Raw genomic sequence first — 14,679 nt, 5'->3', positions numbered from 1 at the left:
TATCCTTTCAAAACGTAACTCATTGACAAATTTTGAGGCATGAGTGGTTTTTAGCCTCCTTTTTCCGAGGGCAGTTTCGACACTAGCCGCAGAGAAACCGACAGGCCCTCCAGCTGATAGTGCGGGCGCAGGAAGAATTTTGAGCTGTAATAACCCGGGTTGCCCTCGACCTCTTCGACCACCACTTCGGCAGCAGCCAGAGGTTTGCGCGCCTTTTCGTTCTCCGAAGAGATATCGGCATTAAAATCAACGTAATTGTTGATCCAGTTCTGCAGCCAGGATTCCATATCCTGACGGCTTTTGAACGACCCGACCTTATCGCGCACCATACATTTCAGATAGTGGGCAAACCGGCAGGTGGCAAAAAGATAGGGCAAACGCGCGCCGAGGTTCGCATTGGCCGTTGCATCCGGGTCGTCATATTCGGTGGGCTTATGCAGGGACTGTGCGCCCATGAATGTCGCCACATCGGTGTTCTTTCGATGCAAGAGCGGCATCATGCCATTCTTGGCAAGCTCCGCCTCCCTCCGATCGTCAATGGCAATCTCGGTTGGACATTTCTGATCCACACCGCCATCGGTGGTCGGGAAAGTATGTGAGGGCAGTTCTTCCAGCGTGCCGCCGCTTTCCACACCACGGATACGCGAACACCAGCCGTAGGATTTGAAGGACCGGGTGATATTCGTGGCCATGCCGTAGGCAGCATTGACCCAGGAATACTTGTCGCTCTCAGCGCCTGTGGTGTCTTCCTCAAAGGCAAACTCATCCACCGGATCGGTCTTGGATCCATAGGGCATCCGCCCGAGGAACCGTGGCATTGCCAAGCCGACATATTTGGAATCCTCACTCTCGCGCAGAGAGCGCCAAGCCGCATATTCCGGTGTCTGAAAAATCTTGGTCAGATCGCGCGGGTTCGACAGCTCGGACCAGCTATCCATCTGGAACAGCGAGGGTTCCGCCCCGGTGATCAGGGGTGCATGGGCTGCAGCGGCGATTTTGGACATCTCGCCCAGCAGTTCGATATCCGGCGGCGAATGATCAAAATGGAAATCAGCAACCAACGAGCCATAGGGCTCCCCGCCCAGCTGGCTGAACTCTTCGGTATAGAGCTTTTTGAAGATCGGCGACTGATCCATCGCCGTGCCTTTGAACTTGGCCAGGCTCTTGCCCAGTTCCTTTTTGGTGATCGGGATCACCCGGATCTTCAGCATCTCGTCGGTTTCGGTGTTGTTCACCAGATAGTGCAACCCGCGCCAGGCACTTTCGAGTTGCTGGAACTCTTTGTTGTGCAGGATCAGATTCACCTGTTCGGTCAGCTTTTTATCGATCTCGGCGACAATGCTCTCAATGGAGCGCAGAGCGTCATCAGAGATCAGACCGGTATTGGCTAGGGCCTGTTCCGCCAGGGTTTTTACGGCACTTTCAACTGCGGTCTTGGCCTGATCCGACTTGGGGCGAAACTCCTTGTGCAACAGGTTTGCAAATTCACTAGAGCCAAAAGCGGCTTCTGCCGGGGCGGCTTCGGTTTGGAGTGCTTCGTCTGCCATTTTATCCCTCCTTATTCCGTCTCACCACCGGCGTCGCCGCCGGGTTTCGGCTGGGCTGCCAGAGTTTTCAAAAGGCTCGGATCCTGCATGATCTTGGTGATCAGATCCTCTGCACCGGTCTTGCCATCCATATAGGTCATCAGATTGCTGAGCTGGGTGCGGGCCTCCAACAGCTCTTTGAGCGGCTCAACCTTGGCGGCGATGGCGGCAGGTTTGAAGTCATCCATGCTTTCAAAGGTGATATCCACCGCCATATTGCCCTCGCCGGTCAGCGTGTTGGGCACGGTAAAGGCCGCACGCGGGGCCATGGATTTCATCCGCTTGTCAAAGTTATCGACATCGATTTCGAGAAACTTACGATCCGCAACTGAAGGTTGCTCGACTTCGGATTTCCCGGTGAGATCCGCCAGAACACCCATGACAAAGGGCAGCTGAACTTTTTTCTCAGCGCCGTATAGTTCCACATCATATTCGATCTGGACCCGTGGCGCCCGATTGCGGCCAACAAATTTTTGTGCACTTCCAGCCATCTAGCTCTCCTTCAACTCGTAATCTAACTTAACAAAAGGTGCAGCGTCCGGATCTCCTCAGGTCGCCAAAGCCCCTTGCCTCCCCTTTAGTCTTCGTCCTCCAGGCCGCCGATCAGCTGCACATTCTCGAGCCCGCGCGGCGCCATATCATTCACAATCGTGAGGAAGTCGGCCCCCACCAACCGCTTGGCGCGCTCCAAAAGCAGCGGCAGCGGGCTAGAGGGTTCTTCCCGCTGGTAATAGGCAATAATCCGGTCCAGCGTATTGGCCACGTCAGTTGGCGAATTGATCGCCCCAGGCGCCGCCACAACCCGCGCAGCCCCACCTGCGACCGGCGCATCTTCAGCCTCATCGATCGCTTCACCGGCCTCGTCCTCTTCGGCCTCGCTGGTCTCAGCCAAATTGCCATAGTCACGCAGCCGCTTGCTGATCTGACGCAGCAGTTTCACCAGCGGATCCAATTCCGGTCCCTGCCCAGGCGTCTGTTCAGAAAACACATCAGAGATCGCCTTGATGTTCTCTTCTGCCAGCTCGATTGCCGTCAGCCGCGCCGCGATAAACGCATCATCGCTATCCTGAAACGCAGCACCAATGGTGGCCTGGTCCGGAATGGTGTCCATATCTTCGGGCGCATTCAAATGCCCCTCTGCGATTTCAATATCCCGCAGCGAAAAGCGACCAAAGTTCCGGCTGTCACTCAGATGAACGCGCCGCAAAGCGCGATACACCGGCGAAGGACCGGCCATGCCATCCGGTTGACCGCAAAGATCCTGTACCGCATTGATCCGCATGATCGGATCACCATCGTCTTCGTCCAGCTCGGGATGGCAGGTTTCCCAAAACTGCTCAAGACAGCTGCGCATATAACTGCTCACCTCGGCGAAGCTCTCCAGCTCACCACGTGCCAATAGCGCTTCAGCCAAGAACACCGCCGCGCGCATCTCATGGCTACGCCCGAGTATCTCAAGCGCCTTCTCTTCTACGGTCGGATAGTCCGGAGGAGTATCATTGCCACTGTCATCTTGATTGGGTTGAGCGGCGCGCTCCATTTCGGCAAAACCCGGGTCGTAAACGAGGTTATCCCCACTTGGGGAGTCCTCCCCAATGGACTGTAGAAAAACAGCCAGATCCATACGGCTGACCCCCCAAAAAACAGGTCAAACGCAGTCTGAAAACCCACACACTATACTAACATACAGACATGCGGCGACCCCAGGTGCGCCACTAACAAAACAATAACTTGACGTCGAGTGAGCCTTATCGCCATCTTAAAGTCAATTGTTTTTGCACCTTTTTGTGAGTGGTAGTGATGTGTGCAGACCGTGTTACTGGTGACGAAATCAGGGCCATGGTGCGTGAAGGCGCCAAGCGACGGACGAGCTTTGCTTTCTGTCTGGATCCTCTCAAAGACCCGCTGATGATGATCCAGCCGGGCAGCAAACCCGAAGCCCTACGTGCGCCCCTTAAACAGGCCGGTGGTAAGCCGCCCATGCTTTGGGGGACATATGTTGTACAAGGCGATCAGATGGAAATGACCTGCGAGCAGGCGCCAACCCAAATGCTCTTGCAGCTCAAACGTTTTCTCAAAGCCAACCGCCCCAAGGTGAACGTGCTGTTCTTAGACGATGGTGGCAATACCCTCGACAGTATCAAGCCTGAAGCCGCAAATGATGCCGCTGCAAAGCAGGCTGACAGCGGGGATATTTCGGCCCCAGGAATTGACTCAAAAGCAATCCAACCGCTGAAACGCAGGCTAAAACGCATCCAACCTCGAATCGCCCTGGCCCCCGGCCCACTGGAACTGAAATTGAACCGCGCTCTGGGTAAATCCGTCACCCTCATCAATGCCGGTCGGCTGCAGGAGGCCGAAACTTTGATTTTGGTGATCGAACGCGCCCTGGCCGCACTTGGCAAGGATCGTGAAGACGAGGAAACCACCTTGAAACGCGGCCAGCGTGAGTCTGACCAGCGCTCTCTCGGGGCCCAGGTCAAACGGGCGCAGGGGTTGCAGGCGCATGTGGCCCGCGCCCCTGGCCCTGCCCGGGACCGGCTGACACAGGCAATCCACAAAGCCGCAAGACTGCTGAAGCAGCGCGACCTGAACGGCGCCAAAGACGCCATGGACAAGATCGAAAAGGCCCTGACTTCACTGGTTTGACCCCCTCAACAAGACCCAATTGCTACGTTTCAAACAAACCAGATCCAACGCCCAAAGCCCAAAGATAAAGAACCAATTTGAACAGCTAATCCTATCAAAGCCGGAGACCGCGATGCCCTTCACCTCCTCACTCCTATCCCTGCTGTGCCGCAGCTTTGCCATTGTCTTGCTGCTTATGGTGCCGCAGCTCAGCCGGGCCGAAACCGGGCCGCTCTTGGTCGAGCTGAACAAGATGGAGGAGATAGACGGCGGCGGTTGTCGCGCCTTTTTCCTGTTTCGCAACCAAACTGGCAAAAGCTTTGCCGGCTTTGAAATGTCCCTGGCAATTCTAAATGGCGACGGCATAATTGATCGGCTTCTCTCGGTGGATGCCTCCCCCCTGCCCGTCCAGCGAACAACCCTAAAACTCTTTGAAGTTCCTGAGATTTCATGCGGCAATATCTCTGAAATTCTGCTCCATGACGTGACCTCCTGCCAGCCCCAGAACGAGGCTGAGATGGATTGCTTCCCAATCCTCACGCTTGGCTCACGCGCCAGCGCCAAACTGGTGAAATAGCCATGGGGGCAATTCTGCAAAACCTTACCACTGGCGGGCCGGTAATCGCCCTATTGGCCGTGATCTCACTTTTGTCGCTCACCCTAATTGGGGTAAAATTGGCGCAGCTCTGGGGGGTGACCTCCGGCAAGGAACAACGCGAGTCCGCAATCGAGCTGTGGCAGGGCGGCGACAAACATGGCGCCCAGGCCAAATTAACAGCGGGCAAATCACCCGCCGACAGGATCCTTCATTTTGCCATGGGCGCGATGCAGGGGGGGCTCAAAGGTCCGGTATTGACCTCCGAACTGGAACGGCGCGGCAATGAAGAGGTCCAGCGTATGAATGGCCTGATCCGGCTGTTGGAGCTCATTGCCATGGTCTCGCCCCTGTTGGGGTTGCTTGGCACCGTGCTGGGCATGATTCAGTCGTTTCAAGAGTTGGAGCTGGCGCAGGGCGCCGCCAATGCCTCGGTGCTGGCCGGGGGGATCTGGCAGGCCCTGTTGACCACCGCCGCGGGTCTGGTTGTGGCAATTCCCGCCGCCATTGCAGCCGGACTGTTCTCGGCCCGTATCGATAGCGCCGCGATGCAGATTGAGAGCGCTGTTGGGCAGTTGATGCTGGCGGATCATGCCCGCTAGCGCATGGAGTGAGCCCTGATGGTCCTGAACCGCCGCATCCCCCCCAAGGCCCTGATCTCACTGGTGCCGATGATCGACGTCATGTTGATCCTGTTGGTGTTCTTTATGGTGACCTCAACCTATCTCAATCTGGATATGATCCCGGCCCTGCGCCCCGCTGAGGGTGCGGCAAGTCCCACCGCCACATCAGATCTGCGCCTGATGGTCCGTATTCAGGCAGATGGCAGGCCCAGCCTGCGCGGAGAGACCCTGTCGCCACAGGATCTGGACCGGGTTCTGGCACAGGCCCTGGCCAAAGATCCATCGGCACAGCTGGTCATTCTGCCCTCCGGTTCGGCGCCAACGCAGGCGCTGATTTCGGTGATGGACCAATCCGCAACTGCGGGGGTGCAGAACATGCGTGTGTTGCGGTTGGAGGCGCGGCAATGAAGCTGAAACGCGCCCACCGCGCCCCCCAGTCAGAGACCATTATTGCGCTGATCGATGTGGTTTTTTTCCTGTTGGTGTTCTTTATGCTGATAGGCCGCATGGATGCCACCGCGCCCTTTGACGTCGTCCCGCCGCAGGCCCAAACCGGACGTGACATGCCCGCTGGTGGCATTACCCTGGCAGTCTCTGAAGACGGGGATCTCGCCCTGGATGGCAACGGAATTTCTGCCGGGGTCCTTCCCGCTGCACTGACAAAAGAACTGACGAAGGATCCGGCCTTCAGGCTCCGCATAAATGCCCACCGTGACGCGGATCTGCGCCATGTTCTGCCGCTTGTCAGCCAGGCAGAGGCCTTGGGTATTCTTGATGTCATCCTTGTGGTCACACCGGAACGATCCCTGCCATCAGGTGGCCGCCCGTGAAACCGCAGTCAAACATTCCAGCCCCGGATGCGTTTAAATCCGGAGGGGCGCTTTGGGTTCTGGGGCTAGGGGGCTCTGCCTGCCTACATCTTGCGATACTGGCTGTCCTCATACCGTTTCTTGATCCAGACCCTGTACCGCAGCAACCCAGCCCACAAAGTGCGCTATCGATGGAGTCGCAACAGGTTGTGCACAGTAGAGCACAGGAGCAAGCCGCCAATCCAGACCCCAGCAAGCAAGTACCAGCCCAGGGCGAGAACCTGGATGCGGGAACAGTGAGAGAAACCAGCGCCCGCGCCAGCCCCCCTGCCCTGCAGCCTGTTGCCGCGGCATCAGCCTTGGGTGATCAGATCGCCAGTCTTGTGGACTCAGGCACCGTCGCATCCACACAAGCGCCCGAACCACAGGTCTCCCCCGCTCTGGCGGCACCCGGGCAATCCCTACCGGCCCGCCCTGCCCCGACCCAACCCCTTGTCGCCCAAAACCCTGATCTCCCCTCCGCACAGGCTCAGGTGCCCTCCCTGCTTGAGGTCTCCTTAACAGCGCCAAGATCCAACACAGCCAACTATGTGCCAACACAGGCCCATGCCGAGGTGGCCCAGCCCAAGCCCGCTGAAACCAGGCCTCTCCTCTCAGTCGTGACCAACCCGCAGCCGACCCCCGAAATCCAGCCCAATTCTGATGCAATCACCGCAGCACTGGCCTTTCAGGGCGATGCCACCAAGGATCTAGACCCCGCTTCAATCGCTGCCTTTCAAAGCTTTACCAGACCCGGAGACCCCAGCAGCCAGGCAGCAGGTCTACGGGACGGTCTGGCAGGGCTGCTGGGCGCCGTGCCCTGTTCCCGTCTACAGGTGGTCTTTGATCCCGAAACCGCGCGGCTGGAACTGCGCGGGCACCTGCCCGAAGACGGGCTGCGCGGGCCCGTTTTGGCCGCGTTACAGGCCCAGATGGGTCGCGATATAGCGGTCTCCGACAAAATGCGGCTGCTACCGCGCCCGCAGTGTGGCGCGCTCAGCGGCATTTCCTCAGTTGGACTGCCACAAAGCACCGACCAAATCACCAACCCCCTGCTCCTGGGCGCCGATGCCCAGGCCCGGGTTCTGGGCTATTCCGGCGGCGAGCAGCTCTACTTTGACCTGACCGCTCCGGACTACCCAGCCTATCTCTATGTTGACTATTTTGACGCGGCCGGCGATGTCATCCATCTCAGCCCCAATGCGCATATCCCGCTAAAACTCGCCGCGCCTAAAACTGCGCAACGCGTTGGAGCAAAAACCCCGGAGGACCCCGGCCTGCAAATCACCGTTGGGCCACCCTATGGCCAGGAAATCGCCGTGGCTTTTGCGGCATCCTCGCCCCTCTACGATACCCAACGCCCCCTTAGTGAGCCTGCCGCTCCCTATCTCGATTTCCTACGCAGCCGAGTGGCTGTAAAGCGAGATCAAGATACTGATTTTAAAGGAGAATGGGTGTACTTTTTGATCGAAACACGGGCCAATTAGGACTCTGCAGCATGCCAAAGGCATGCTGCCCGGCCCAACGAAGATTGGGTAATCTTTGATTGCACGGTCTTGGGCGGGAGCCCCCCCTTTGTGGCAGCGTTTTAAGCGGAGCTTAGGTCTGGCCACGCCAGTCTCTCCCCCGCCTGTTTCTCCCGCTACTGGCACCCGCCCGCAGCCCAGGATTTCAGACTCCGCTTCAGAACCCCACCAAAGGGATGTTGTTTGCTCAGCGATCGCTGCATGTTCAGGCTCAAATAGGTATTGGCCTGGGTACAGAGCCGTGCGCGTGTCCACTGATGGCAAGCGCTGCAGTTCTGCGTCTTCCAATAGCTTTCCGGCAGGCCTTCAACCGGTGGGAACATCGGAGCCTGCTCGATTATCTCGGCAAGACTGAGACCGCTGATCTCACTCAAATCAGACACCAATGGGCTGGCAAAAGTCACCGGCCCCGCCTCCGGTTGACGCGGCAAGGCGCCAGGCTGCGGGCTTGGCGCCACCCTGGCACTCTCAACTCCCTCGCCAATCGGATCCGTGCTTTCCCCCACTTTCAGGGCCGCTATTTCGGAGGTCGCGATTTCAGCATATGTCCCCGCAGGGTAGCTTTGCAGATAGGCCTCATAAGCCGCCAAAGACCCGTCTTCCTGCGCAGCTTTGAACAGGGCCGTTTCGGCTTCATCTGGTGTGGCCGGAGCTGGTGAGGGTTTTGTAGGTGCCGAAGATCCTACCGAGAGTTCCTCTGCCATGACTTCTGCCAGCAAGTCGCGTGCTTCCTGTGCAAATCTTCCGTCAGGATAGCCCCGCAAAAACAGCATCAACTGCACGGGGTCCCGCGCCGCACTTACAGAACGCCAAAGCTGCAGCTCTTCTGTTTCCGCCGCCGTCAGAATCGGACTGGGGGGCGCCTGGGCGAACATAAAGTCACTCACCAAAGAGGAGGTATCCCAGGGGGTCTGCTGCCCACCACTTTGGGCAAGCACCGCGCGGCGGACCTCTTTGAAGGCCTGCTCGATTGGTTGTCCTGGCACCACGATCTGTTCGACCAGGGCTTCGGTAAAGGGGCTGTTTTGCTCCTGACCATCCAAGGCGACACTTCCCGGAGCCGTAGCATAGGCCAGGAAGGTTCCGGTTGGGGCCTTCATTTCTGCCAGGCCGCTTTCGTTCAGGTCCGGAACATTTTCAAACGGATTGTTGCGGCAGGCATCAAGGATCACCAGATTTGTACGATTGCGCGCGGAGGCCATCTGCCGCAGCACCGACTGCGCCTCAACCGCCATCAGATCCAGATCTGCCGCGTCGGACAGGGCGACATCAACCGGCAAGAGATAGTTATTGCCAAAGCTCTGAACCCCGTGCCCCGCATAGTAGAACAACCCGGTGGCTTCTGTGCCTGCGGCCCTTAGATCGCGGCCAAACTGGGCAATGGTCCGTTTCATCTCGATCTGACCAAGATCAACTGCCAGGGTAACCGTAAAACCAAGCCCCTCCAGCGTTTTGGAGATCATCCGCGCATCATTTGCCGGGTTATCCAAAGCGGAAACGGTACCGTAAGAGGCATTGCCGATGATCAGGGCGAGCCGGGCAGCATCCTCCGTCGCAGAGGCGCGCGCCGGCACTGATAGGAGTGCAATAAGCACGGATATGCGAAACAGGCATTTTGCCCAAAAACCAGTCACTATAGTAAACTCCAAAAACACTGTCCCCGCGGGGACACCTCGCGAACTCGAGGTATTTATTGACCGAGGCTACGCTTTACTTGCAATTTACCCTAGGATTTTCGTTAATCTAAGCAGGGACCCAACATCCGGCCATCTACGGGGCTGCCCCAATTGTCCTTTCTAGTATGAGTATTTTGCCATGTTACGCCAGTTTCTTCGCCCGCTCCTAATCCTATTATATCTGTTGGCACAGCCTGCGCTGGCAGCGGATCCCTTTGAACATGGTTGGCAGCTCGATGCTGATGCTTCGGCCATCACATTCCTGTCGGTGAAAAAAGACAAGGTTGCAGAAACCAGCCGATTTGCTGCCGTCAGCGGTCAGATCACCGAAGGCGGTGTCGCCCAATTGGTCATTGCACTGGATTCTGTTGATACAAAGATTGACCTGCGCAATGTCCGCATGCGGTTCCTGTTTTTTGAAACCTTCACCTTCCCCGAGGCTACTGTCACTGCGGTACTTGATCCGGTGCCGCTACAGGACTTGCCCAGCCTGCGGCGCAAGGTAATTGCCCTACCCGTCACCCTGTCGCTGCATGGCGTTGAGGTCGAGCTGGAGGTCGAAGTTGCCGTCACCCTGGTTAGCAATGACCGGATAAATATCTCGACGCTTAACCCCGTTATTCTGCAACTCGAAGATTTCAACCTGATGGGCGGGCGTGACAAGCTACAGGAAGCGGCAAATGTCACCATCACGCCTCTTGGCATTGTTAATCTGAACCTCGCCTTTGATCGGCGAGCGCCAGGCACCCCTGTCTTGGCGGCACCTGCGACAAGCGGGGCAACCGCAGCATTGGAAGCCGCAGGCGATTTCAGCCGCGAGGCCTGCATTGGACGCTTTGACATTCTGTCTCGAAGCCGCAGCGTGAATTTTGCACCGGGCACCTCACGGTTGGACCAGCGCTCCACCAGCTTTTTGGACAGCTTGTTTGACATCGTCAGCCGCTGTCCGGACATGGTCGTCGAGGTAGGAGGTCACACCGATGACAAAGGCAGTGCTGCATCCAATACCCGGCTGAGCCAGAAACGCGCAAACTCTGTGGTCCGCTACCTGTCCAACAAGGGGATCCCTCAGGAACGTTTGCAATCCGTAGGCTACGGCGAAGCGACGCCTTTGGTCCCCAATGATACTGCTCAGAACCGGGCAAAGAACCGACGTATTGCCTTCAAGGTTCTCAACTAGTTTCGTGCAGATAACCAAGAATGGCAAAAGGGCTGTCCCCGCGGGGACAGCCCTTTTTGGATTTCAAATCACCTCATTCAAAATCACTCGGGTGGTTCCCCCTCCTCGAGCGCCGCAAAGAAAGCCGAGATCGCGGTTTCCAACCGGTAGCGATCAATCACAGAGAAATCGCGTTCCATTGCCAGCTCAATCCGCCCGTCCCGCGCCTGACAGCGCACCGTCCCCGAGGGTACAGCGCAGCGCAATGTGGTCTTGGCGACACCCGCTCTAGCCTGCCCTCCACCACTTTCATCCTGCTTGATAGTTGCCTTGCCGCCCAACGAGCCAGACAGAAATCCACGCAGCACCGTGAGCTCTGCCTCGGCATTGGGGCGGGGCGTGCTCTGCAATAGGGCGTTCAACTGTTGCACCAGGCTTTCGTCTTCAGATAGCCGCTTCTTCAGGTCCAACCCCAGCGCCCGCGGAATTGCCTCCGCAAAGCGCAGGCGCGCTCCGATCATCTCCAGCAGCTCTGCAAAATGGCGAATGTAGCTGCGTTTTTGCCGCCCCGCCGAGGCATAGAGATGAGCGACCGCATCTTCTACCAGTTCACAGCCGGTCTCTGGGTCCTGGGCATAGGAGAGGGCCAGCTGCGCCATTTCCGCAAAGGAAATATCACGGCGCACAAGGTTTTCATCGACCATGCGGCGATACAGCCCCTGCAGATCCTGGCCCTTGGCAATCAACCCAGCGGGGATTGCAGCGAATTCTTCTGCACCTGTTTCTGCATAAAGCGCGCGGTAGGCAGAAAGACGGCGAAACCCCTGGATCAGCTGATAACTGCCATCCGCCTCTTCTTCGACGCGGATCGGATTGGACAGACCAATGCTGCGGATCGAGGCCTGCAACTCCTCCAACTCGGGATCACGAGAGGTCGCCCGGTCCCGGACCAATTTGCTGGTCGAGATCTGATCCAGCGGGATCCGGTCCACCACCAGCCCCAGTTTTTTGAGCCGCACAAACTCATGTGCCAAACGGTCATTTTCAGCGCGGATATTTTGCTCGGTTGCCGCACGGGCCTTGAGGGCCTCGGCGTTTTCCGAGATCGCCGTGGCCATGGGGCCTCGGCGACTCTCGGTCGCAGCGGCGTTGTCGTCCTTAGCCACGTCCGGGGCAGGGGAGGCGGCTGGTGTTTTGGGCGCGGGGTCCGTAGGAAAGTTAATATCAAATACGCGACGTTTGCTCATGGCTTATCCTCCATCTGTTCCCAGGCTTCGGCGGCGTAGCCTTTGAATTCTTCATAGGCCTGATCAAAGGAAGCCCGTGCGCGGCGCCAAGTTTCGCGGGTCATGTCCCGGTAATCGATCTCGTAGATCGAACTGAGGAACCGTCCCGATTGCTCAACAGCGCGGGTCATCTCGATCGGATGGTCCGCCATGCGCCCGTCAAAGACCTTGATAAAGGCATCCCGCATGGCGCGGTGCAGATCATTGCCGCTCTCATAGCGTGTCAGCAGAAAACGCACATCAAGGAAAGCCTTGGGCAGGGTGAATGTCCCCGCGGGGACAACACCGTTAAAGGCTGACAGGTCCTCCAGCGCCTCAGAGAGCTGGCCGATAAAGGAGGTCGTCGAGTCATACTCCCAATAGCCTGGGCCAGAGGGGATATAGAGCATGTCGGCAGCAAAAACCGCATTCATCGACTGGTAGCCAATGGCGGGCGGGCAATCAAAGATGATCATGTCATAATCATCAGACGAGACCTGATCGAGGTAGCGCGAGACCGCGGCAAAGAAGGACCACTCCGGATTGAGGTGACGATACTGGGCGCTGGCGAATTCGACAAAGGCGGCATTGGCGCAGCTAGGCACCAGGTCGATTGTTGGCCAGCTGGTGGGCTTGATGAAGTCATTGATGCGCAGATCCTGCAGACCCATACCGGTGATGGCATCTGGAAGGACGCGCTCAGGCAGGGCGGCCCCAGACTCTGCGCCACGGGCCGAGGCATTCATCCGTTCGGTCTCCCGTACCAGATCCCGCGCCATGATGCCCCAGACGGTGTAGTCTTCGGTCACGTCGCTCAGCCCCATGGAATGGGACAGTGTTGCCTGGGGGTCAAAATCGACGCAGAGCACCCGGTAGCCATCCAGCGCGGCGGCATGGGCGAAATGCAGCGCCACGGTCGATTTTCCAGCCCCACCTTTGAAGTTGGAAATTGCCACCCGCAGGGCGCGTTTGCCTTCAGGGCGTGGCGGCATCAGCGATTTGCGGTTGATCTTGATACGCCGCCGCAGCTCGTTGATCTCCTCCAGCGAATACCACCGCTGGCGCCCGTCCTCCTCGACATGGCCCTGGGGCAGCGAAGGATCTGCTGCCAGCCGCCCCCGCAAAGTGGACTGATTGACCTTAAAGATCAGCTCAGCCACCTCCCAACTGGAAAACCGCCGCAGGGTCTTTTCCATCTCGGGGGAAAAGGTCTGCTGCCGGATCCAGCTCTGCATCTTAAGGGATTGGGCCTGCAATTTTGCCAAGTCTTCGTGCGTAAACATGACTGCCTCTCGCTCTTTCTATATGGTTCGCCCTTTTTCGGCAGGACGCTAATCTTTCCTAGATACCCATTTACGCCGGATTTGCCAAAAACGCAAAACCTATTACTCTGAAAATGAGCGTCCTGTCCCCGCGGGGACACAGGAAAGAAAAGACCTTAAAAACAAGAGCGAGAGGGACAGAACCGATTCGCGATTCGCCGTGCCCACTCCCCCTGACACGGCACGATCTAGATCGAGCTGCACACCAAATATAGGGTGACAGTGAATGACAAACCGCTACCTAATGGGGGACATTTTCGCCCCATTGGGGGACAGCCAGCATGTCCCCCAATACCATTGATACCAATTTTTTATTTCTAAAAAGGAATTGGGGGGATGGTGAAACCAACTCAGCCCTTGACAGAATCGACATCTAGGACGCAAATCGTCTACATTGAGTAAATAGCGTTGAGTTGCTGTCATCAGGGGCCAACGTAAATTCGGGACTAACCCGATGAAATGAGGCAGCCTACCCCGGATCACTGCTTGGCTTCAAATCTGAAGCCATGTTTGATTGGCCACTTTGAATAATGGCTTGGGTAAATCTAGAAGGACCAAGAGACCCATGCAGGTGAAGCGACCCGCCGGGCGACATGCTTCGGTAGTGAAATACGATATCCTGACTGCCCTTGGCGCTTTTGCTTTGTCACAGCCGAAATCGCCACAACGGCTGGTGCTGCGGTTCATGACCCTTGTCACGGCTCGCTACAACTGGTCCCGCAACGAACTTGCCGTGGGGCAACGCGAAATAGCCAGATTGTGGTGTGTTGATGAGCGCACCGTCAAACGTGAAATGGCAAAACTCCGGGCGATGGGGTGGCTGGTCGTCAAAAAGCAGGGCGTGCGCGGTCGGGTCAGCGAGCATGGCCTGGATCTGGATCTGATCTATGAGGATACCCGCGCATGTTGGGCCAATGTCGGCCCTGACTATGAACACCGAATGAACGGACAAGAAGCCCCGCCAACAAATGTTGTTCCCCTGCGTACCGGCCAGGTTGCTGCCGCACCTGATTTGAGTGACGGCAATGAATGGAGCCTGGCGAAGGCTGTTCTACACCGCGATGACCCAGCCATCTACACAGCCTGGATTGATGCGCTGACGCGCAGTGAACGGGCAGGGGGGCGGCTGGTTTTGACGGCGCCCAGCCGTTTTCACGCCAATTATGTCTTGTCGCATCTCAAACCCAGACTACTGGCCGCCTGTCGCGATGTTGACGCTCAGATCTCCGACATCAAAGTAGTGGTTTGATTTCAAATGGAATTTGGTTTCACATTGAGATTAAGAAGGTGAAACCAAGAGTTGGCCATCAAAAAACCTATGTGATTTTGGGGCTTGCCGAAAATGCGCGTTCCAGTAATTATACAACTGCATAATTACTGGAACGCGCAGGCTCCCCAACAATCCCAACGGCTTATCAAGGCAGGGAAGACCGGGAGCTGCGCTCAAAAGG

The 14,679-nt window shown here is 57.3% G+C and carries 14 protein-coding genes; 8 read left to right on the top strand and 6 right to left on the bottom strand.

The genetic code is table 11. From position 1 onward, the window contains the following. Positions 1-50: 50 nt before the first annotated feature. The 3 genes from tssC to tssA all read right to left on the bottom strand — a co-directional run bounded on the left by tssC (position 51) and on the right by tssA (position 3,210). The gene (gene tssC, locus ED661_RS15050; RefSeq protein WP_122074749.1) at positions 51-1,547 is read right to left on the bottom strand and encodes a type VI secretion system contractile sheath large subunit; all 1,497 of its coding nucleotides are present in this window, start codon (positions 1,545-1,547) and stop codon (positions 51-53) included. Positions 1,548-1,558: 11 nt separating this feature from the next. Then, entirely contained in the window at positions 1,559-2,077 is a 519-nt protein-coding gene (gene tssB, locus ED661_RS15045; RefSeq protein ID WP_122074748.1) for a type VI secretion system contractile sheath small subunit, read from the bottom strand. Positions 2,078-2,163: 86 nt separating this feature from the next. Continuing rightward, positions 2,164-3,210, bottom strand: a complete 1,047-nt coding sequence (gene tssA, locus ED661_RS15040) for a type VI secretion system protein TssA (RefSeq protein ID WP_122074747.1) — start codon at positions 3,208-3,210, stop codon at positions 2,164-2,166. A 176-nt stretch (positions 3,211-3,386) separates the two neighbouring features. Here tssA and ED661_RS15035 point away from each other — a divergent pair, with 176 nt between their 5' ends. The 6 genes from ED661_RS15035 to ED661_RS15010 all read left to right on the top strand — a co-directional run bounded on the left by ED661_RS15035 (position 3,387) and on the right by ED661_RS15010 (position 7,767). Beyond that, positions 3,387-4,235: a hypothetical protein gene (locus ED661_RS15035; RefSeq protein WP_254054855.1), complete on the top strand. Its 849-nt coding sequence runs from the start codon at positions 3,387-3,389 to the stop codon at positions 4,233-4,235. Positions 4,236-4,347: 112 nt separating this feature from the next. After that, a complete protein-coding gene (locus tag ED661_RS15030; protein ID WP_122074745.1) occupies positions 4,348-4,791 on the top strand; it encodes a hypothetical protein in 444 nt (147 codons plus the stop codon). A 2-nt stretch (positions 4,792-4,793) separates the two neighbouring features. Next, positions 4,794-5,411: a MotA/TolQ/ExbB proton channel family protein gene (locus tag ED661_RS15025; protein ID WP_122074744.1), complete on the top strand. Its 618-nt coding sequence runs from the start codon at positions 4,794-4,796 to the stop codon at positions 5,409-5,411. An 18-nt stretch (positions 5,412-5,429) separates the two neighbouring features. Further along, the gene (locus tag ED661_RS15020) at positions 5,430-5,840 is read left to right on the top strand and encodes a biopolymer transporter ExbD (RefSeq protein ID WP_122074743.1); all 411 of its coding nucleotides are present in this window, start codon (positions 5,430-5,432) and stop codon (positions 5,838-5,840) included. Next, on the top strand, positions 5,837-6,262 hold the full coding sequence (locus ED661_RS15015; RefSeq protein ID WP_122074742.1) for a biopolymer transporter ExbD: 426 nt from the start codon (positions 5,837-5,839) through the stop codon (positions 6,260-6,262). Before ED661_RS15020 ends, ED661_RS15015 begins: the two co-directional genes overlap by 4 nt. A 170-nt stretch (positions 6,263-6,432) precedes the next feature. After that, positions 6,433-7,767 carry a DUF4384 domain-containing protein gene (locus ED661_RS15010; RefSeq protein WP_122074741.1) on the top strand — a complete coding sequence of 445 codons (1,335 nt, stop codon included), beginning with the start codon at positions 6,433-6,435 and terminating at the stop codon, positions 7,765-7,767. A 155-nt stretch (positions 7,768-7,922) separates the two neighbouring features. Here ED661_RS15010 and ED661_RS15005 read toward each other — a convergent pair whose 3' ends face one another. Beyond that, positions 7,923-9,440 carry a caspase family protein gene (locus ED661_RS15005; RefSeq protein WP_122074740.1) on the bottom strand — a complete coding sequence of 506 codons (1,518 nt, stop codon included), beginning with the start codon at positions 9,438-9,440 and terminating at the stop codon, positions 7,923-7,925. Between the two features lie 181 nt (positions 9,441-9,621). On the opposite strand from ED661_RS15005, the gene ED661_RS15000 reads away from it, so the two are divergent. After that, positions 9,622-10,662, top strand: a complete 1,041-nt coding sequence (locus ED661_RS15000; protein WP_122074739.1) for an OmpA family protein — start codon at positions 9,622-9,624, stop codon at positions 10,660-10,662. 83 nt (positions 10,663-10,745) lie between these two features. Here the strand turns inward: ED661_RS15000 and ED661_RS14995 are convergent, their stop codons facing one another. Together ED661_RS14995 and ED661_RS14990 are read right to left on the bottom strand one after the other, a co-directional pair. Further along, positions 10,746-11,888, bottom strand: a complete 1,143-nt coding sequence (locus ED661_RS14995; protein ID WP_122074738.1) for a ParB N-terminal domain-containing protein — start codon at positions 11,886-11,888, stop codon at positions 10,746-10,748. After that, complete coding sequence (locus tag ED661_RS14990; protein ID WP_122074737.1) at positions 11,885-13,189, bottom strand: AAA family ATPase; 1,305 nt, start codon at positions 13,187-13,189, stop codon at positions 11,885-11,887. Before ED661_RS14990 ends, ED661_RS14995 begins: the two co-directional genes overlap by 4 nt. Before the next feature lie 604 nt (positions 13,190-13,793). Between ED661_RS14990 and ED661_RS14985 the strand changes: the two genes are divergently transcribed. Then, a complete protein-coding gene (locus ED661_RS14985; RefSeq protein WP_122074736.1) occupies positions 13,794-14,477 on the top strand; it encodes a hypothetical protein in 684 nt (227 codons plus the stop codon). The last annotated feature ends 202 nt before the right edge of the window (positions 14,478-14,679 follow it).

Source organism: Pseudophaeobacter sp. EL27, assembly GCF_900313025.1.
In the GTDB taxonomy this organism is placed as follows: Bacteria; Pseudomonadota; Alphaproteobacteria; order Rhodobacterales; family Rhodobacteraceae; genus Pseudophaeobacter.
The sequence above is the reverse complement of the archived record's forward strand: the minus strand, read 5'-3'. Positions and strand labels throughout refer to the sequence as shown.

Excerpts from the sequence above, each read along its gene's own strand:
- ED661_RS15000 (WP_122074739.1), top strand. The coding sequence starts at position 9,622 with ATGTTACGCCAGTTTCTTCGCCCGCTCCTAATCCTATTATATCTGTTG.
- ED661_RS15035 (WP_254054855.1), top strand. The coding sequence starts at position 3,387 with ATGTGTGCAGACCGTGTTACTGGTGACGAAATCAGGGCCATGGTGCGT.
- ED661_RS14995 (WP_122074738.1), bottom strand. The coding sequence starts at position 11,888 with ATGAGCAAACGTCGCGTATTTGATATTAACTTTCCTACGGACCCCGCG.
- ED661_RS15015 (WP_122074742.1), top strand. The coding sequence starts at position 5,837 with ATGAAGCTGAAACGCGCCCACCGCGCCCCCCAGTCAGAGACCATTATT.
- ED661_RS15020 (WP_122074743.1), top strand. The coding sequence starts at position 5,430 with ATGGTCCTGAACCGCCGCATCCCCCCCAAGGCCCTGATCTCACTGGTG.
- ED661_RS15010 (WP_122074741.1), top strand. The coding sequence starts at position 6,433 with ATGGAGTCGCAACAGGTTGTGCACAGTAGAGCACAGGAGCAAGCCGCC.
- ED661_RS15030 (WP_122074745.1), top strand. The coding sequence starts at position 4,348 with ATGCCCTTCACCTCCTCACTCCTATCCCTGCTGTGCCGCAGCTTTGCC.
- tssA (WP_122074747.1), bottom strand. The coding sequence starts at position 3,210 with ATGGATCTGGCTGTTTTTCTACAGTCCATTGGGGAGGACTCCCCAAGT.
- ED661_RS14985 (WP_122074736.1), top strand. The coding sequence starts at position 13,794 with ATGCAGGTGAAGCGACCCGCCGGGCGACATGCTTCGGTAGTGAAATAC.
- ED661_RS15025 (WP_122074744.1), top strand. The coding sequence starts at position 4,794 with ATGGGGGCAATTCTGCAAAACCTTACCACTGGCGGGCCGGTAATCGCC.
- tssC (WP_122074749.1), bottom strand. The coding sequence starts at position 1,547 with ATGGCAGACGAAGCACTCCAAACCGAAGCCGCCCCGGCAGAAGCCGCT.
- tssB (WP_122074748.1), bottom strand. The coding sequence starts at position 2,077 with ATGGCTGGAAGTGCACAAAAATTTGTTGGCCGCAATCGGGCGCCACGG.
- ED661_RS14990 (WP_122074737.1), bottom strand. The coding sequence starts at position 13,189 with ATGTTTACGCACGAAGACTTGGCAAAATTGCAGGCCCAATCCCTTAAG.